Annotated in this window: 17 protein-coding genes and 1 other annotated feature; of the genes, 13 read left to right on the top strand and 4 right to left on the bottom strand. The window is 45.4% G+C overall.

Translation table 11 applies throughout. From position 1 onward, the window contains the following. Positions 1–65: 65 nt before the first annotated feature. Positions 66–335 (top strand) — a binding site (T-box leader). A gap of 77 nt (positions 336–412) precedes the next feature. Continuing rightward, positions 413–2857 carry a leucine--tRNA ligase gene (gene leuS / locus MKZ12_RS21320; protein WP_339236105.1) on the top strand — a complete coding sequence of 815 codons (2445 nt, stop codon included), beginning with the start codon at positions 413–415 and terminating at the stop codon, positions 2855–2857. Here leuS and comER read toward each other — a convergent pair. Further along, a complete protein-coding gene (comER, locus tag MKZ12_RS21315) occupies positions 2838–3683 on the bottom strand; it encodes a late competence protein ComER (RefSeq protein ID WP_339256509.1) in 846 nt (281 codons plus the stop codon). The two genes, leuS and comER, sit on opposite strands and share 20 nt — an antisense overlap. A 185-nt stretch (positions 3684–3868) precedes the next feature. Between comER and MKZ12_RS21310 the strand changes: the two genes are divergently transcribed. The 5 genes from MKZ12_RS21310 to MKZ12_RS21290 all read left to right on the top strand — a co-directional run bounded on the left by MKZ12_RS21310 (position 3869) and on the right by MKZ12_RS21290 (position 9247). Next, a complete protein-coding gene (locus MKZ12_RS21310) occupies positions 3869–4504 on the top strand; it encodes a helix-hairpin-helix domain-containing protein (RefSeq protein ID WP_339256507.1) in 636 nt (211 codons plus the stop codon). A 40-nt stretch (positions 4505–4544) separates the two neighbouring features. Continuing rightward, positions 4545–5066, top strand: a complete 522-nt coding sequence (locus tag MKZ12_RS21305; RefSeq protein ID WP_339236098.1) for a deaminase — start codon at positions 4545–4547, stop codon at positions 5064–5066. A gap of 102 nt (positions 5067–5168) precedes the next feature. Further along, complete coding sequence (locus tag MKZ12_RS21300) at positions 5169–8045, top strand: ComEC/Rec2 family competence protein (RefSeq protein ID WP_339256505.1); 2877 nt, start codon at positions 5169–5171, stop codon at positions 8043–8045. A gap of 115 nt (positions 8046–8160) precedes the next feature. Further along, a complete protein-coding gene (locus MKZ12_RS21295) occupies positions 8161–8649 on the top strand; it encodes an NUDIX domain-containing protein (RefSeq protein ID WP_339256503.1) in 489 nt (162 codons plus the stop codon). A gap of 304 nt (positions 8650–8953) precedes the next feature. Next, on the top strand, positions 8954–9247 hold the full coding sequence (locus tag MKZ12_RS21290; protein WP_339256502.1) for a hypothetical protein: 294 nt from the start codon (positions 8954–8956) through the stop codon (positions 9245–9247). Positions 9248–9674: 427 nt separating this feature from the next. Here the strand turns inward: MKZ12_RS21290 and MKZ12_RS21285 are convergent, their stop codons facing one another. Both MKZ12_RS21285 and MKZ12_RS21280 read right to left on the bottom strand, forming a co-directional pair. Then, positions 9675–10127, bottom strand: a complete 453-nt coding sequence (locus tag MKZ12_RS21285) for a hypothetical protein (protein WP_339256500.1) — start codon at positions 10125–10127, stop codon at positions 9675–9677. Positions 10128–10390: 263 nt separating this feature from the next. Next, positions 10391–10693, bottom strand: coding sequence for a hypothetical protein (locus tag MKZ12_RS21280; RefSeq protein WP_062835531.1), 303 nt, complete (start codon positions 10691–10693; stop codon positions 10391–10393). Positions 10694–11044: 351 nt separating this feature from the next. Here MKZ12_RS21280 and MKZ12_RS21275 point away from each other — a divergent pair, with 351 nt between their 5' ends. The 3 genes from MKZ12_RS21275 to holA all read left to right on the top strand — a co-directional run bounded on the left by MKZ12_RS21275 (position 11045) and on the right by holA (position 14148). After that, positions 11045–11593, top strand: coding sequence for a sigma-70 family RNA polymerase sigma factor (locus MKZ12_RS21275; protein WP_017687205.1), 549 nt, complete (start codon positions 11045–11047; stop codon positions 11591–11593). Further along, positions 11590–12876 (top strand): zf-HC2 domain-containing protein, encoded by a 1287-nt coding sequence (locus MKZ12_RS21270; protein WP_339256498.1) that lies wholly within the window; start codon positions 11590–11592, stop codon positions 12874–12876. Before MKZ12_RS21275 ends, MKZ12_RS21270 begins: the two co-directional genes overlap by 4 nt. A gap of 255 nt (positions 12877–13131) precedes the next feature. Continuing rightward, positions 13132–14148: a DNA polymerase III subunit delta gene (gene holA, locus MKZ12_RS21265; protein WP_339236086.1), complete on the top strand. Its 1017-nt coding sequence runs from the start codon at positions 13132–13134 to the stop codon at positions 14146–14148. A 186-nt stretch (positions 14149–14334) separates the two neighbouring features. On the opposite strand, the gene rpsT is transcribed toward holA, so the two are convergent. Beyond that, positions 14335–14607, bottom strand: coding sequence for a 30S ribosomal protein S20 (rpsT, locus tag MKZ12_RS21260; protein WP_024628504.1), 273 nt, complete (start codon positions 14605–14607; stop codon positions 14335–14337). Between the two features lie 175 nt (positions 14608–14782). Here rpsT and gpr point away from each other — a divergent pair, with 175 nt between their 5' ends. The 4 genes from gpr to lepA all read left to right on the top strand — a co-directional run bounded on the left by gpr (position 14783) and on the right by lepA (position 19597). Beyond that, positions 14783–15784, top strand: coding sequence for a GPR endopeptidase (gene gpr, locus MKZ12_RS21255; RefSeq protein ID WP_253439436.1), 1002 nt, complete (start codon positions 14783–14785; stop codon positions 15782–15784). A 143-nt stretch (positions 15785–15927) separates the two neighbouring features. Next, positions 15928–17223: a stage II sporulation protein P gene (locus MKZ12_RS21250; RefSeq protein WP_339256496.1), complete on the top strand. Its 1296-nt coding sequence runs from the start codon at positions 15928–15930 to the stop codon at positions 17221–17223. Between the two features lie 54 nt (positions 17224–17277). Beyond that, entirely contained in the window at positions 17278–17637 is a 360-nt protein-coding gene (locus MKZ12_RS21245; RefSeq protein ID WP_339256494.1) for a hypothetical protein, read from the top strand. 145 nt (positions 17638–17782) lie between these two features. Continuing rightward, complete coding sequence (lepA, locus tag MKZ12_RS21240; RefSeq protein WP_076332291.1) at positions 17783–19597, top strand: translation elongation factor 4; 1815 nt, start codon at positions 17783–17785, stop codon at positions 19595–19597. Positions 19598–19758 lie beyond the last annotated feature (161 nt).

Here is a 19758-nt window from a genome sequence, read left to right as displayed (position 1 = left end):
GCAATTATAAGGTGTAATATTGACTTTGGGCTTGCTTTTTTATATAATGGTCCCGATATTGTATACATATTTCGATGATAAGGATTAGTAGTGATTTCTGTACATCACAGAGAGCCGGCGGTTGGTGCAAGCCGGTTGACAGTAAATTGCGAACTCGCCTTGGAGAAATGCGGTGATTACACCATCCTGTCTAATCTGCTAAGTATAAGCTGGAATTCAGGAATGGAAATCCGCATCGGTTAACCGCCGTTACAGGTCCAAAGGGAGTGGATGACGAAGCACGTTCGTCCGCTAACTAGGGTGGTACCACGGGAATTCAACCTCTCGTCCCTAGCGCTGCAAACGCTACGGGATGCTGAGGTTTTTTTGTTGCAATTAAAGCTAAGCGAGTAACCTGAAGGAGGAACAATAGATGAGTGAGAATAACCAGCCGAAGCACGGCTATCAGCCACAAGTCATGGAAAAAAGTTGGCAGCAATACTGGGATGCCAATAAAACGTTTAAAACGGGTGAGGACCCTGCTAAACCGAAATTTTATGCACTGGATATGTTCCCTTATCCATCCGGTTCAGGTCTGCACGTAGGTCACCCGGAAGGATATACGGCAACGGATATCGTTTCCCGTTACAAACGTATGCGCGGTTACAATGTATTACATCCGATGGGTTGGGATGCTTTCGGTCTGCCTGCTGAGCAGCATGCATTGGATACAGGTGAACATCCACGGCATATTACATTCCGCAATATTGACAACTTCCGTCGCCAGATCAAATCACTCGGTTTCTCCTATGACTGGGATCGTGAGATCAGCACAACAGACCCTGAGTATTATAAATGGACACAATGGATATTTATCCAGTTGTACAATAAGGGCCTCGCTTATGTGGACGAAGTCGCAGTAAACTGGTGCGAAGCACTTGGAACGGTACTGGCTAATGAAGAGGTTATTGATGGCAAGAGTGAACGCGGTGGACATCCGGTTGTACGTAAACCGATGCGTCAATGGGTACTGAAAATTACCGAGTATGCAGAGCGTCTGTTGGAAGACTTGGAAGAGCTGGATTGGTCTGAAAGCATCAAGGATATGCAGCGTAACTGGATCGGTAAATCGACAGGTGCAGAAGTTGTTTTTGCCATTGAAGGTCGCGAGGAAGTTATTAAGGTATTCACTACCCGTGCGGACACATTGTTCGGTGCGAGCTTTGCAGTACTTGCTCCGGAACATGAATTGGTAGAAGCGATTACAACGGATGACCAACGTGAAGCGATTCAGGCTTATCAGGAGCAGGCTTCTCGTAAGAGTGATCTGGAACGTACGGATTTGGCCAAGGACAAAACAGGTGTATTCACTGGTGCTTATGCAATCAATCCCGTTAATGGTGCAAAATTGCCGATCTGGATTGCTGATTACGTTCTTGCGGGTTATGGTACAGGTGCGGTTATGGCTGTTCCAGGGCATGATGCGCGTGACTGGGAATTTGCGAAGCAGTTCGGTCTGGATATCATTGAGGTTATTCAAGGTGGAGACGTTACACAAGAGGCATATTCCGGTGATGGCGCACATGTGAATTCCGATTTCCTGAACGGACTGAACAATGAAGAAGCAGTTGCCAAGATGATTGCCTGGTTGGAAGAGAACGGTAAAGGACAAGGGAAAGTAACCTATCGTCTGCGTGATTGGCTGTTCAGCCGTCAGCGCTACTGGGGTGAGCCAATTCCGATTCTGCATCTGGAAGACGGAACGATGAAGACCGTACCGGAGGATCAACTTCCACTGCTGCTGCCTGATATCGATCAGATCAAACCTTCGGGTACTGGAGAATCACCACTGGCGAATGTTACGGAGTGGGTGAATACGGTAGATCCGGAAACGGGAATGAAGGCGCGTCGTGAGACCAACACCATGCCACAATGGGCGGGTAGCTGCTGGTATTACCTGCGCTTTATCGATCCTCACAATGACAAGGAACTGATCTCCAAGGAGAAACAGCAGCAGTGGCTGCCTGTTGATCTGTACATTGGCGGAGCGGAGCACGCGGTGCTTCACTTGCTGTATGCTCGTTTCTGGCATAAAGTGCTGTATGATCTGGGTGTTGTGGATACCAAAGAGCCGTTCCACAAACTGGTGAACCAAGGTATGATCCTAGGCACGAACAATGAGAAAATGAGTAAATCTCGTGGTAATGTCATTAACCCGGATGAAATTGTGAATGAATTCGGTGCGGATACATTGCGTCTGTACGAAATGTTTATGGGACCATTGGAAGCGACAAAACCGTGGAATGCAAACGGGGTTGAAGGCATGCACCGCTTCCTGTCACGTGTATGGCGTCTCTTTATTAACGAAGATACAGGAGCCATCAATGACAAGATTACGGTGGACGGTGGAACGGATGAGTTCAAGCGGACTGCTCACAAAACGATCAAAAAAGTGACGGAAGATTTGGAACATCTGCGCTTCAACACATCTATCAGCCAGCTGATGATCTTCATCAACGATGCATACAAAGCCGATACACTGCCTCGTGAAGCGATGGAGAACTTTGTGCAACTGCTGTCACCACTGGCACCGCATATGGCAGAAGAACTGTGGAGTCGTTTGGGTCATGAAGGTGGAATCTCTTACGTGGCTTGGCCGGAATATGACGAGTCCATGACAGTGGATGCGGAAGTAGAAATCGTTGTTCAGGTAAACGGTAAAATCGTAACTCGTGCGACGATCGCGAAGGACTTGGATGCACAGGGTATGCAGGACTTCACGATGGAGCTGGCACCTGTTAAGCAGGCGCTGGAAGGCAAGACCATTCGCAAGGTCATTGCCGTTCCAGGCAAACTCGTTAATATTGTTGCCGGTTAATCTCACCGGCTCGAAATAGTTCATCCAGCTTTAACAAATCTTCATCATATTTGTCATGTGTCGTGCGGATCAGGCTGTCGAAAACACCGTCGAGACTAACCTTCAGCAGTGCAAGTGCCTGAGCGGTAATACCGCCAGGTACAGCGACACGAGCTTGAAGCTCTTGCGGCGTGTATCCTCCTTCGGTAAGCAGCTTGCCTGTTCCCAGAAGCATTTCGCCAGCCAGAGCGCAGGCATCTGCTCTTTTGATGCCTGTCAGCTTCACGGCACTTTCGATCCATTGTTCCAAAAAGAACGATATGAATGCAGGTCCGCAACTGGAGAAGTCGGATGTGATTCGTGTACAGGCTTCGTCCACTTGGTACGGCCTGCCTATATGACTAAGCAGACTTTCCAACACAGCGCGGTCTTCATTAGTCATTCGTTCGCCGTGTATACACAGGGACGCGCCGCTGCCAACCTGGTGTGTGACGCTGGGAATAACCTTGGAGACTTTGCAAGGAAGTGAAGATTCCAGATGGCGCAGCTGCACGGGACTGGTGATCGAGACAATGATATGATTGGGATTCACGACAGGCAGGATGTCGTCAATGACATGTTTGAATTCAAGCGGCTTCACGCACAGGAAGATGATATTACTTCGGATCACCGTTTCCCGATTGCTCTGGGATTCATGCAGACCGGGGTAACGGAGGGATAACTGTCGTACTTTGGATGGGGTTCGATTGCTGGCCACGATCTGCCGGGGCTCAAGTGCACCGGATTGAATTAGGGCATAGATCAGCAGGCTGCCCATGCTGCCGGTTCCGATAAATCCAACCTTCATTGTTCAGGCCTCCTTTCATGCTTTACGGTACTGGCGCAGTTCATTCCCTCTATTCTATGCGTGAGGACCTGTTTCACATGACATGAAAAATGCATAACTTGTTTCATCAGGGATGTTCAACGGTTCGGAAGCACCGCCCGTGTTCGAAATGAATGATTTTGAATTCAGGGAGAGGTGTGGAAGAAATGAGATGGAACAAAGGAATGACCATTGCTGCTGCGGTGGTTGGAAGTATACTCATATTATGGTCGGGCAAAAGTGAACAACCACCTAGTGGCTGGGAACCCTTGCAGCTCGGCACCGAGAAGCCGACGTTAGAGCAGGAACTTCCTGCTGTACAGTCGGCTACTTCGGTTCAGGGCAAACCAGGGGCATCTTCAGGAACGGATGCAAATGGGATGCATACTGGGAATGATGCAAAGGTAGGAGAGTCTAAAGAAAGCTTGATTGGTGCAGTCGAAGGTGATCCAGTAGCCCAAACTCCAACTCAGACGAACGATATTTCATTGGTTACTGCTGCTTCGACTGAACCGGTAGTGCAAGATACGAAATCCAATCCTTCGGTTACCTCCGAGACGGCATCAAGTAGTAATTCATCTATCGTTCGTGAGGAAGCAAGCGATAATGGCAAGATTGATGTGAATAGTGCACCTCTCTCCAAGCTTACAGAGCTCCCCGGAATCGGAGAGAAGAAAGCTCAGGCCATTGTGGACTATCGGAATGCACATGGTCCTTTCACAAAAGTTAGTGATCTGACAAAGGTCAAAGGAATCGGCATGAAGATGCTGGAGAAGATGGCACCATATGTGCAGATCCGGTAAATATTAGAATAAAAAATGTGTTGAGCGGGAGGAAAGCAGCATGAGTACAGTAGAGGTACGCAAGGACTGGGATACGTATTTTATGGACATCGCGTATATGGTTTCCACCCGTTCCCGCTGTTCGCGTCGTCATGTAGGTGCCGTGCTAGTTCAGGGAAAGAAACTGCTGGGAACAGCCTATAATGGTGCACCCACTGGTGTTCCGGACTGTTCTGAAGCGGGTTGCATGATATCGGAAGAATATGAGTTGGTTGTGACCGATGGTCAGGAAGAAATGGTGAAAAAGCAACGCTGCATTCGCACAATCCATGCTGAGCAAAATTTGCTTTTATTCACAGATCGAATCGACCGCGAAGGCTCGTCTGTGTATGTGACCGACGAACCTTGCTGGACATGTGCCAATATGCTTGCGAACAGTGGTATTACAGAAATCGTGTTTCATCGCTCTTATCCTAAAGATACGCGTAAGGTTACGAATATGATGGAACAGAAGGGCATAACGTTCCGCAGGCTGGAGAATTACCAACCGCCGCGGGAAACGATGATGACTGTGAGCAATTAATGTGAATATGGTCGAATATGCGAGGGAGAACCTCCGGCAAGCCTGAATTGGCTTTTCGGGGGTTTTTCTGCGTTCAACGCGTGACGTGAAGGAGGGAGACGAATGAAAGGCAGACCTTTGCTGACTTTTTCGATGTGCTGGTTATGCGGTAGCGGGATGGCATGTGTGTTAACCGGTTGGACGTTAATCTGGGGAATGATTGGAGCGCTGGCGTGTCTGCCACTTCTGCTTCGTTTCATAGATGTACGTGGATGGTCCATTTTCTTTTTACTCGTTGCCCTTATTGGAGGTGCTACACATTGGGAATGGAATGACGCACGCAATCACAGTAGCCTGTCCGAGACTACTCATATCGCTACTAAAGAGCTTGACGGTTCGGTAGCCGAAATTCAGGGTGAGCTTGTGTCAGATGTACGTATTGATGGAGATCGGGCTGACTTTAAGATACAGATGTCTTCAATAATGCGCTTATCGGATTCATCAGCAGATACAAGTCTGGCAACATCATCTGCATTCAAAATAGATGAACAATTGATGGTACAAGTCAGACTGTTGGAGGAAGAAGAACAACAGGTAGCAGGGGGCTGGAAGCGGGGTGATTTAATCACACTTGATGGTTCATTTGCCCTTCCGGGCGAAGCGAGGAACTTTGGCGGGTTTGATTATCGCAGTTATTTGCGAACCCTCCATATCCATTGGTTGTTCAAAGTGAAGGGAGTCGGCTCTGTCACAGCTACGCCTCCTGAGGGCATTGGACAATTTAACGTACTACGGTGGACGGATTGGACGAGGCATAGGTTGGGTTCGGCGATAGAGCAGTTATTTTCTGAGCCCCATGCAGGCTATATGAAGGGCTTGATCATCGGGATGGCTAATGATATTGATCCAGGGACTTATGGTCAGTTTTCACAACTGGGTCTAACGCATATCCTGGCGATCTCCGGAACTCATGTCGCTGTATATGTAGCTTCTCTTCTCCTTATTCTATCCTGGTTAAAGCTTACCAGAGAGACGGCACTCACGATTGTTCTGATCCTGGTGCCTGCATATGTACTGTTATCCGGTGGTTCACCTTCAGTCATTCGGGCAGGGATTATGTCCATGATTGGTTTGTATATGGCACGCCGTGGTCTCGCCAGAGACGGGCTCCAGATGATTAGTGCAGCAGCTTTGCTGATGATGTGGTGGGACCCGTACTTTTTGCTAAGTGTGAGCTTCCAGTTATCCTTTCTCGTAACCGCAGGTTTGATGATCTATATGCCGTTGATTAGCCGACTCTTCAGCAGTTGGCCGAAATCTCTTGCTGCAACAGCATCGGTTACGGTGACCGCTCAGCTGATTTCTTTTCCAGTAACCATCTTGTATTTCAACCAATTCTCATTGCTCTCATTTGTGGCCAACTTTCTACTGGTTTCACTGATTAGCGCCATTATATTACCTCTGGGGACGGTCGCCATGCTATTGTCATTCATATGGGTTCCCTTGGCGAGACCTCTCGCATGGATTGCGATTCAACTGAATCAACTGACATTTGTAAGCGTGGAGTGGATGAACAGCCTGCCAGGTTTTGTGTTGATCTGGGCAACACCTTCCCTGTTGTGGATAGCCGCATATTATGCCGTGTTGTATGCCTTACTCTACTTGTTGCATCGTGGCAATGGTGAACAGCGGGAAACGGCGTTTATTGAGGAGGATACAGCTCCTCTTGTGAGGCGACAACCTATAGTTTCCATGGGGAATATGGGCATTCGCTCTTCGATGTCTAACGCGGCACAGGATCAGGATCAAGGTAAGAAACGTATAGATGGAAAAGAAACTTCGTTAACCATATTAGGAGCCAGTATTGCCTGGCCGGAGTATGCAAGTGCATTTACCGCACGAGGTGCAGGTTATTATGCACATGAACGAATGAGTAAAGCTCAGCAATGGTTGTGCGGTTTGCTCACGCTCAGCTTTGTTGCTGGCTTGTGGTGGGCATATCAGACTCCCAAGCCTGCTGGAACCGGCATTGTGCAGTTTTTGGATATTGGACAAGGGGACGGTACGTTGATCACAACCCCGGAAGGCAAACACATTTTGGTGGATGGCGGGGGAACAGTTAACTTTGGGAACACCGAGCAATCGTGGAAAACAAGACGTGATCCGTATGAGGTCGGAGCCAAGGTGGTTGTTCCTTTATTGAAAAAGAGAGGCATCCACCAACTGGACGCTGTCATTGTAACACATGCCGATCAGGATCATGCCGGAGGGCTACAGGCTGTGCTGGAACAGATTCCGGTTAAACGGTTCATGTTTAATGGAACGACCAGCGGTAAGGAGAACTTTGATAAGTTACTGAATACAGCCATGGAACGAAAAATTCCTCTTTACGCTATTCAGCAGGGTATGACTTATAAGGCTGATAAAGAGACAAGTTTACGTTTTATAGCTCCAGATCTGGCGCATATGGATGTAAATGCATTAGGCAATTTGCCTGTGTCGGAACACCAGAATCATGATTCGGTTGTCTTTTTGCTGGACATGGCTGGCACTTCCATGCTGTTCACCGGGGACATGGATGCAGCAGCCGAGCAGGACCTGCTCTATATGATTCAGGACGGCTCATTGGCTGCCCAGTTTGAACAGAAAGGTGCAGATATTGGAGTTACAAAGGGAGTTGTACAAAGGGGACTTACAGGCCTGTTGCCGGAAAATTCAAATATTGCTCCACCAGCATCTGTCTCCATTGACGTGTTAAAGGTCGCTCATCATGGGAGTAAAACGTCGTCAACCGAAGCCTGGCTTCAATACTGGAACGCCAAAACCGCCGTGATTTCTGCTGGTGTTAACAATACATATGGGCATCCCAATCCGGGAGTGATGGAACGTCTGGAAGCTAACGGGTCAGATATTTATCGGACTGATCAGATGGGTGAGGTACAGATGAAAGTGAAAGATGGAAAAATTGATATCCGGTACAAGGTGGTTGGAGTTGAGTGACGGAATTTACATGGTTGCATATGTCGACAGTATCTTTTAGAAATTCACAAAGGCAGGAAAGTATGAGAAGTATGAGGAATAAATATACAAATTTATCTTATTTGGAGGTTGTAAAATGACGTTCCCGACACATATTGTATCTGCAGGTGGAATTGTAGAGGATGGAACTGGAAATATCCTTTTAGTAAAAGCCCATGACGATGGTTGGGTGTATCCTGGTGGGATAACTGAAGTTGGAGAAAACCTGATTGATGGGGTCATCCGTGAAATTAAAGAGGAAAGTGGAATAGACGCCACGGTTAGCTATTTGGTTAGTGTTATTTCGAATACAGCAATCCATAAATGGTATGACGGTGTGACTGATGTCCCTACCAAGGTCATGTTTGATTTCGTGTGTAAAGCTGTGGGTGGAGAGTTAGCTACTTCTAATGAAACGAGCGAATGCAGGTGGGTTCCAAAGGAAAATGTTCTGGATTTGATTACTTTACCTGGAATCCGCATGCGTTATGAAGCTTATTTGAACTTTAACGGCTCCGTGAATTATATGGAGTATGTCACTGCGTCAACGACAGAATTTAATGTCAAGCTTCAAAGAAGTGTTTAGTTGTAAGAGGGATCGTGTATTGAACTAACGGGAAACGATAACTCAATACAACTAAAAAGCAACTGCTCAACTTAATCGGCTGCTTCTGTTCAAATATCGGGATTGCTTTATCAATTTTCGAACCCTATATTTGTCGAGGGACAAGAACATGGTTCCATTGCTGACGTTGTTTCATTAAGTTATACCAGCTAATAGCTCTTCAACATTTTCTGCCAAACAACTTGAGAGATTGTGATATATTTATTGACAAGCATACCAATTTTTAAAAATTACACTCGGTAAGACCCAGAAGGAGAAAAAAAATATGAAAACCATCGATAACTCCAATATCTATAAAGGCTTCGATAATGGAAACATCTACATCATCGCAGAAACAGAAACAGAAGGTCAGTTCAATGTCTATCAGTTGTTTGACAATTATAATGATTATGCAACAGCTTCCGATATCCGGGCTGCAACTTCGTATCTTAAAAATGTCCCAGACGAAGAAATCATTGTCGCTATTCCGTACGAAAAAAGAAACGCTTTTTTGATTATGAATCACATCGATCGTGATGAAATGAATTCCTTCAAACTCCCTCTAGACGAAATACTGTAGAAAATTCACAATAACCGCCGAGTTATCAATTGGACGGCTTTTTATGGAGGTGGAAGTGAATATAATGGAAAGAAAAATAAAAACCAAGAGTCACTATGCTATTGTCGACTCTATATGCTATTACATCAGGAATTAGTTATGTATTCAATAAATTAACTGTTGGTAGAATGGAACAACAGCCGTGGGTATATCGATAATCATTGGAATGATGAATTAGAAAATGAAAATGTTCTATAATAAATGAAACTTTGAGCCTGATATATTAAGCTAACAAGAAACGTTAGTTGAAACATTAAGAACAGTCTGTAGTTTTCTAGACTGTTCTTAATGTTTCGTTGAGTTATCCATTGGTTTGTGATGATACTGAAGTGACATCACTATTGGAAGCCTAAGTTTACTAAATGGAAACCTTATGGGTTAAGTCGTACTATCGGTGTGAAGATAAGTGAAAAAAGCTCCGATTTAATACCAACTGTAAGGCAAAAAAAACAAGAGAGCTTACAATAATGTGGATAGTCTGACCAGAAAAAGTAATGAAGTTAAGTGTAAATATCGAGTAGATAATTCCACCTATGAAGCCTAATAGACCATACGCCGCAATAGCAACAAGCAATCTCATATACGTATTATCTTTTCTTCTGTATAAAAGTAATCCATCCACCAATATGGAAAGTGGCATAATTAAGAAAAGTAAAATAGCGAGGTTAATCAATAATCCAACCGCAAAAGTATATCCGAATGAATAATAGTGGGCATTCTCTATTCTTTCATCCAAGGGAATGTAGTGATATAACCCCATTACAAGTGAAATTACAATTGCAGTTAATATAGCTGCAAGTATTTTTCCGCGCGGCCTATGGATTCTATGAGTTTTTGTCATTTCAAATATTGACCTCCATCTTAAAAAAAAACTATATTCAACAACGAGTAGACTTGAGATTTACTATATTTTAACATATACAGGCTGAGAAAGAAGACGTCCAGGCGCTATTAATTCCTCACTTCATTTGATAGCAAGTTACAGCACAGCATCCCAGCACAGCATCCCAGCACAGCACAAAAAAGCCCGCTTTCCGTTACGCTCCACGAAGGAGAATATCGGAAAACGGGCCATTTTTTCAAAATGTAGAAGAAATATAAGAACTACTCCACGCCATCCTTAAAGTGTTTGTTCCAATGTTTGTCACCCTTGTGCAACAGATCTTCTACCGTTTTTTCAAGAGTCATCAACAGCTGTGCTCTGACATCAAGTACGGTTTCTCTGTACAAGCGTTCTTCCGATCCAACGATTTTATCGCCGTATAATGCCTGTGCAGCTACATACTTCCGATGTTCCTCAACCAGAGTATCAATGGACTCCAGTGCATGTTCCACAAAGTGGGAAATACTTTGGTATTCTTTGGGCATTTGTTCTTTTAAAGCTTGAATTTTCGCTAGAGCTGGCATGCTCATCACCTCGTGTTTTATGAATGTAAATTTACAATACACCATTTTCATGAAAATTGCATTAAAATCAGCTTAAATTTGGACAAATTTCGACTTTTTTTTATTTTCAGAACCAAAAAGTGCTTAGCTATAATGTATGCCATTGCATTTGAATTGAGTCGTGTAAGTAATGGAATCCCTTTTGGATACGTTTGGTGACTCGTTATGCAATTTCTGTTATTCTAAGAGAAGATTTCAGCGGCCCAAATACATACGCCGTTATTTTGTTATGGCAAATTAAAAAATACTTAACTTTGCAACAATTTTATTGATGATCACGTCTGTAAGGTTGCAGGGAGAGGGGGATCCTTTGTGGTAGAGCCGGAACTCATCAGAGCCGCTCAATCGGGCGATCGCGACGCTCTAATTACCCTATTGCGGGAGATTGAACAACATGTCTATCGGACCGCATATTACATTCTAAATAATGAACAGGACGCTTTGGATGCTGCTCAGGAAGCATTGATCCGAATTTACACCAAAATCAACTCATACGAAGAAAAAGCCCAATTTAAAACCTGGGTACAACGCATCGTCACGAACATCTGTATTGATAAATTCAGAAGAACCAAACCATCCGTCTCCATTGACGAACATGACATGGTTTTTCAGGATAATCAGGATGTGGAGTACGAGGTCATGTCTACATATGTGGCCCAAGACATTCAGGATGCGATCAACAAGCTTCCCGAGCATCATCGGACCGTTATTGTTCTAAGATATTTGCAGGACTTATCCTACAATGAAATTGCGGATTGTCTCGATCTTCCATTGAATACGGTGAAATCTTATTTATTTAGAGCCAGGCAGCAATTACAGAATCTACTACAGGAATATCAGAAAGGTGGTGTGACAGGATGAAATGCGAAGAGGTGGTGGAATGGATGCACCGCTATCTGGATCATGATCTGGGCGAGGCGGAAACCGCGCAGATGCTACAGCATGTGGCGAAGTGTCCGGAGTGTGCCGAGAATTTTAGTTTACTCAGAGCTCTTTCCAGAGAACTGGAAGAATTACCGCAAGTAAGCCCGAGATTCAGTCTGGTTGATGCGATTATGCCACAACTTGATGCCATTGACGAAGCGCGGAAGGAACAAAGCAGCACCATACAGGAAATGAATCCTGTCCCCGCTACATTTGAGAATTTACAACGTTCAAGTGAGCGGAAAACGAAGCAAAAATGGCTCAACTCGATGGCAGGACGTATGTCCATGGGTGCAGCGGCTGCGGCAGTTGTATTGGGATTTGCCATCTGGGGATATCAGCCTGAACAGATTGAGAATGCCGATTCCATGATGCTGAGCTCTGGAGCTTCTCAAGAGAGTGGCAATGTGGATGAGAATCCATTGAGCAAGAATATTGAGAATAATGATCCAGCAGCTTCTTCCACACCAAGCAGCAACGATGTATTTGTGGATAATTCGAATACTTCCTCAACGGAAGGGGATAACCTGAGAACAGAAACAACTCCCGAAGAGAATGGTGGAGAAAAGGTGCAGGAGCCTGAGGTTCGGTCAGATCCGACTCCTCAACAACCGGCTACTGAATCAACGCCTTCTTCAAATAAAGGAACACAAGACAATTCGTCCAAAACACCTACGACCGATAATCAAAGGAATCAAGTTCAGAATCAAGATTCCGAGCAGAAAAATCCAGATTCAGGAAGTGCGCCCAGAACTCCTGCAGATGGGGAAGAGACCGGAGTAACTGAAACAGACAATGGAGATTCCTTCACTTCTCAGACAATCGTACCGAATGTAAATGAAGATGCTCCGGTAGAAGGTAATTCTGCTCCTGATTCCGCTGCATCCGCTGCAGGTACAGACGCCTCTGGAGGAAGCCAAGGATTCGCAGCAGGACCGGATCAGGAGATGAGTACAACGGCAGCACCAAAAGAATGGAAATCACCTGACGGCTCTTATGTAGTTATGCTTATTGGTGATCAAATCAGCATATACTCGAAACCTGTGGGCGAACCGGATGTTCTAAATTTGGTTGAACAACGTAGTATAGAGGGCACACTGAAGTCAGCGAGTTGGTCTAAGGATGGTACACTATTTAATTACGAAACGGACAAGGACGGAACAACGGCGAAGAATTCGTTTAATGTACCTGCCGTTTCAGGTGGAGCTTCTGCGAAATAATTAAGATTGGGAAGTTCACTCCTCAAACGAAAGAACATTTTCAGTATGACAAGCATATAATGGAAGTAACAAAACGTCCTATCTCAGTTCAAACAACTGACGTCGTATGACCGCGCGCTGGCTTTTTCTAGAATGGCTGGTGTCTGCGTTTATATAGATGTAGGACAGGGGACCTTCATCCGCAACTGGATGTAAGGTCCCTTTGTTGTCTTGCGCTTTTTCTGGTAGGATAAGAGGGATAAGGAGGCGCCGTGAATGGATGTAAAAAGTGCAACAAAGGCAATACGTAATGGAGAAACGGCACCGATCTATGTGCTGTACGGAACGGAGAAGTACCAGATACAGCAATTTACGGATATGTTAAAAGAACAGGTTATTGAAGAAGAACATCGTGATTTTGCGATTATTCCATATGATTTGTCTGAGACGGCTGTGGAGGTCGTTATTGAAGAAGCAGAGACCGTACCTTTTCTCGTTCCACGCAAATTAATTATTGTAAGGGACGCGAGCCTGTTCACTGCAGGTAAAGAATCCAAGATTGAACATCAGGTTGATCGTCTGCTTACATATATGGAAAATCCGGCAGATTACAGTACGATTGTTTTCCTGGCCCAAGGGGATAAGCTGGATGAGCGCAAGAAACTGGTGAAGGCTGTCAAGAAACAGGCAGTCGTTCTTGCTTTTGCTCCACTAAGTGGAGATGAGCTGTTGAATTGGATTGTGAAACTGGCGAAGCAGCGGGATGTTTCCTTGGAGACAGGAGCGGCGGAAACATTAATCAACTATGCAGGAACAGGTCTTCAGACCCTGTCTGCTGAAGTAGACAAGTTATGTTTGTTTGCGGGTAATGGTGGGACTATTAAGCGTGCTGATATTGAATCGCTGGTTGCCCGCAGTACAGAGCAGAATGTATTTTCACTGGTGGAAGAACTGGCTAATTTGCGACTGGAGAAGGCATTGGCTCTGTTCTATGAGTTGCTGAAGCAGCGGGAAGAACCGATTAAAATTGCGGCTTTGATCGCTCGGCAGTTTCGGATTATGATTCAAGTTAAAGAGTTGGGCCAACAAAGCTACTCCCAACAGCAGATCGCCAGTCAGCTTGGCCTGCATCCATATGCCGTTAAGATTGCGGGAGAACAAGCTCGCAAATTTCAGGCGGATCGTCTGAGAATGATCTTGAGTCACCTCAGCGAACTGGATTACCAGATGAAAACAGGAGCGGTGGATAAAGTACTTGGTCTGGAGCTGTTCTTATTAAGACTTGGTGCGTAAAAAATAGGTACCGTAATAGATTACTAGTGTAAATAACAAACAAAGCGACCTTTGCTCCATGATGGTTAGATCATCGGAATAAAGGTCGCTTTGTCTGTGTCTTATACTTATCGAATCAGATACTAAAAAATCCTGAAAGCCTATGCTGTTCAGGATTTTTCCATTGGATCGTATAAGTAACGCTTCTTACGCTTGTGCGGAAAGAGCGTTCAGTTTTTTCGCCAAGCGAGACTTTTTGCGTGCTGCAGCATTTTTATGAACCAGACCTTTAGTTACAGCCTTGTCCAGCTTTTTGGAAGCAGCTTGAATCGCAGCTTTTGCAGTATCAACTTCGTTACTTACCAGAGCAGCATCAGCAGCTTTAACAGCTGTACGGAGTGCAGACTTCTGGGAAGCGTTGAGTGCGCGGCGCTTGTCGCTCGTTTTTACGCGTTTAACAGCGGATTTGATGTTTGGCATTACATTCACCTCCTGTAAGGCATTTGCATGAATACAAACGTTTCACAACTTAAAATATTCTATCACGCTAGCATGTAAAATGCAACAGATATTCCTACGATGTTCGACATGCTGCATAAAGAAACTCTTTTTCCCACACAATATGCTCAAATGCGGTAAGGGAGGCAGGGACAGAATGACACTGGATTTGCAAAACTATACAGTTCGTACCGATTTGGCCATCGACTCCAAGGAAATGGCGCAAGGTGGACAGAAACAGACGATTCCCGGATTACGGGAAGATGTGGAAAAAAAAGAGGGCATTACGATTACACGTATTGATGTACTTAATGATGAAGCAGCCACAGCCATTGGTCGGGTGAAAGGTCATTATGTCACGTTGGAAGTCCCCTCACTACGGAATGGGGATACGGATTTACAGGAACGTGTTGCTGCCGAGTTCACACGCGAGATGGAAGATTTTATGATCAAGGCCGGAATCAACAAAACATCCAAGGTCTTGATTGTTGGTCTGGGCAACTTGAATGTCACCCCGGATTCACTCGGTCCACTTGTTGTGGAAAATCTGATGGTAACCCGTCAGTATTTCGAATTGGTGCCCGATCAGGTTGCGCCAGGATATCGGGAGGTCAGCGCAATTGCTCCTGGTGTGTTAGGGACAACAGGCATTGAATCCAGTGACATCGTACAGGGGATTGTAGACCGGACCAAGCCAGATGCTATTATTGCAATTGATGCCCTGGCCTCCCGTTCTCTGGAACGTGTAAATACCACCATTCAGGTAGCCGATATTGGTATCCATCCTGGTTCCGGTATTGGAAACAAACGGCGTGGCCTGACTCGTGAGATATTAGGCGTGCCATGCATCGCCATCGGAGTGCCTACCGTATGTTATGCGTCCACCATTGTGAACAATGTGATTGAGATGATGCGCTCACACTTCCGCCAGGAAACGGATCAGACAAAACAGATCATGGGCATGCTGGACGACATTGGTGAGCAAGATCGCTTAAGTCTGGTCAAAGAGGTACTGGAGCCGCTGGGTCATGACCTCATTGTTACTCCGAAGGAAATCGATGAGTTTATTGAGGGCATTGCCAACGTCATCGCCACGGGACTTAATGCCGCACTCCATGATGCAGTGAATCCGGATAACGTAGCTGCTTATACACATTAAAACTTAAAACTGAGAAGAAGGTCCGAATCTATCGGACTTTCTTTTTTTTGTTTCTGGAATCTTTCATTTTCCTGTTCTATCAGATTGGGCGGGCTCATAGAGTTGAAGTATAAGAGTTGTCCAGCAGGGAAGGAGACAGCAGAATGAACAAGATATTGGCCTGGAATATTGGAAAGTGGAAAAAAAGATGTCTGCACGTGCTGGCCATGGGCCGTACGTTGTTGTTGCTTATGATCATATCTGCCTTGTTTTTTGTCGTACTTGGTCTTGGGGGCATGGCAGAGAAACGCTTGAATAATTCCCCCGTTTCTTCGATGAAAGGATTTGCGAGTGCTGTATCAAGCCGCTTTTTCGTCGATATGCTCGGTATGGAGATGCCCCATCTCACCCAGAAAGAACAGACCTCTGCCATATCCGGTGAGAATCTCACTTCATTTGTTTTCCAATTACTAACGAATGTAAATCCTCAAGATCCCAAGAGCCTGATTGCGAGAGAAATGCCGGGCATGGGTTCCAACCAACCTGTTCTGCTCCGTCCTGGATCTGGTAACGAAAAAGCAGAGGCTCCCGAAGATTATCAGCCCGGTCCTGGTCTTACGGATACAGCTTCCGCAGGTGGAGGGAAACCCGGTAGTGAACTGCATGTTCCACCAGGTCAGGACAATACGGATCCGCCTGATTCGAGCGAGCCTGGGGATGGAGAAGGCAAGGCAGATCCCCCAGCGAAGAATGGAGAGAAAGATAATTCAGGCTCCCCGACAACAGGCAAAAAATCAATTCTTATCTATCATTCCCATCCACGGGAAGGATACAATCCATTGCTAGGTACCAAAAGTGATAATCCATCATCAGGCAAATCAACCGGCAATGTGTTTCAAGTGGGCACCTATCTCTCAGACAGTCTGGAGAAGCTGGGAATCGGCGTAGAGCACGCCAAGGATGATTACCCGACTAAAGTAAAGGATTATAACTGGAACTATTCCTATAAATATTCTCGTCAAACGGTAAAAGCGGCACTTGCTCAAAATGATGATCTGACGTATCTCATAGACATTCACCGCGATTCACAGCGTCATGGCAAAACAACAACGACAATTAATGACTTGGGCTACGCCAAAGTGTATTTCATTATTGGACATGAAAATCCAAATTGGCGGCAGAATGAAGCCTTTGCAGCGAAAATCCATAAGAAGCTGGAAGCCAAGTACCCGGGAGTATCCCGTGGTGTGTGGGGTAAGGATGGCGGAGGCGCCAACAATGGAGAGTATAACCAAACACTTTCACCCAACAGTATTTTGATCGAGATAGGCGGCATTGACAATACAGGAGCTGAGTTACAACGGACATCAAAGATCCTCGCAGATATGATTGCCCAAGTGTATTGGGAAGATCAGAAGGTGGACAAAGCAAGTGCGGAAACCTCGTCGCAGGGTGGGTAGGGATTATATATGTAAGAAGATGAAAATAGTAGAGAGTGACAGGAGGCTAAGCATATGTCCAGATTCGGTAAAAGACTATTATCCATGGCTGTATTAATGTTGTTGGGTGTTCTGTTTGGAATGCAGCTGGCTGGCGGCAACTTTCAGACTGGCAATCCATCAGGAGACACGTCAAACGTGGTAACAACTGAGCCAACTTCCCCGGTTACCGAATCTGTTCCAGCTGCACCTGTGCAAAAGGAAATCAAAGAACCCCCATTTGTACCTGTTCAGTCACCAAGCCAAGTGCTTGGGGCAGATCAGAGTAAGGCTCCGGTCGATGTGTTGGCAGACAAAACGGCAGGACTATTGCAAAATCTCTCACATAGTGGAATCAAGTGGGTGGTCTCTCTTTTTAGCGGCGTTGCTGAATAAAATACCATGGATTAAAGGTACAATATAACCTCTAGGAGTGTATGATCACACTTTATTGTAAAGTTGAGACATCACGGGATTGATGCACTGTGCTTCAACTGTTATAATGAAGTGATTGACACTAGGCTGTTTCTGGGGGTAAGGAATGACTGACATTCGGGCAAGACAACGTAAAATTCGTAACTTTTCTATTATTGCACATATAGATCACGGCAAATCAACACTTGCGGACCGGATCTTGGAGCACACAGGTGCGCTCACTTCGCGTGAAATGCAGGAACAGGTTCTGGATAAGATGGACCTTGAACGCGAACGTGGAATAACAATCAAGCTACAAGCAGTAGCTTTGACTTACAAAGCGGATGACGGTGAAGAGTATTTATTGAATCTGATTGATACACCAGGACACGTAGACTTCACATATGAAGTATCACGCAGTCTTGCTGCATGTGAAGGTGCTCTGTTGGTTGTGGATGCGGCTCAGGGAATTGAAGCCCAAACACTTGCCAATGTGTATCTGGCACTGGATAACAACCTTGAAATTCTACCAGTTATCAACAAAATTGACCTTCCAAGTGCTGATCCTGAACGGGTGAAGCAGGAAGTGGAAGATGTTATTGGTTTGGACACAAGTAATGCGGTTTTGGCTTCGGCCAAATCAGGCATCGGAATCAAAGAAATTTTGGAGCAAGTGGTGCAAAGTGTTCCTGCACCAACCGGTGATCCTGACCAACCTTTGAAAGCGCTGATTTTTGATTCGCACTATGACCCGTACAAAGGTGTAATCGTATATGTACGTGTTGTCGACGGCAAAATCAAATCCGGTTCCAAAATCAAAATGATGGCAACAGGTAAATCATTTGAAGTCATTGAAGTTGGTGCGTTCAAACCTCGCATGACCATCGTGGACGAGCTGAACGTGGGTGATGTTGGATTTATCGTTGCAGGTATTCGGCATGTTGGCGATACACAAGTCGGGGATACCGTAACGGATGCCAAAAATCCAACACCAGAGCCTTTGCCGGGTTATCGTAAAATTAACCCAATGGTGTACTGTGGTCTCTATCCGATCGAAACCTCCGACTATGTTGATCTGCGTGAAGCATTGGAGAAATTGCAGTTGAACGATGCGTCTCTGAGCTTTGAACCGGAAACATCCAGTGCACTCGGTTTTGGATTCCGTTGTGGATTCCTTGGACTGCTTCACATGGACGTTATTCAGGAGCGGATCGAGCGGGAGTTCAACATTCCGTTGATTACAACGGCACCAAGTGTAATCTACCACGTCACTTTAACGAATGGTGAAGTGATGAAAATCGACAACCCATCCAACTATCCTGAGGTGGGACGGATTGATTACGTCGAGGAACCATATGTTAAGGCAGATATCATCGTACCGAATGATTATGTAGGTACCATTATGGAACTGTGTCAGAATAAACGCGGTGAATATGTGAATATGGAATATCTGGACACGACCCGGGTTACCATTACCTATGAAATTCCGTTGTCCGAGATTGTATATGACTTCTTCGACCAGTTGAAATCAGGTACCAAAGGATATGCGTCTCTGGATTATGAGCTGTCCGGTTACCGTCAGTCCAATCTGGCGAAAATGGATATTGTACTTAATGGCGAGCAGGTTGATGCCCTGTCCTTCATCGTTCACCGTGACCGTGCCTATAACCGCGGACGCATTGTCTGTGAGAAGCTGCGCGAGCTGATTCCACGGCAAATGTTCGAGGTGCCGATTCAAGCATCTGTAGGTACCAAGGTCGTTGCCCGTGAAACGGTAAAAGCCATGCGTAAAAACGTACTTGCCAAGTGTTATGGTGGTGACATCTCGCGGAAACGGAAACTGCTTGAGAAGCAGAAGGAAGGTAAGAAGCGGATGAAGCAGGTTGGTAACGTTGAGGTGCCGCAAGAGGCATTTATGGCGGTACTGAAAATTGATGATTAAGACGTTTGCTTGCAAACGTCACGTGAATCCTTTCGGTACATCAATAATTTGTGTATGAAAGGATAAACGATATCTTTTCTCAGGTACAACACAGAATATTAAATAACGAAGCTGAAAGGGAAGCCGGATGGCTTTCCTTTTTTCAAATAGAGGGGGACTTG

The organism is Paenibacillus sp. FSL R5-0713, assembly GCF_037973325.1.
GTDB lineage: Bacteria > Bacillota > Bacilli > Paenibacillales > Paenibacillaceae > Paenibacillus.
The sequence above is the reverse complement of the archived record's forward strand: the minus strand, read 5'-3'. Positions and strand labels throughout refer to the sequence as shown.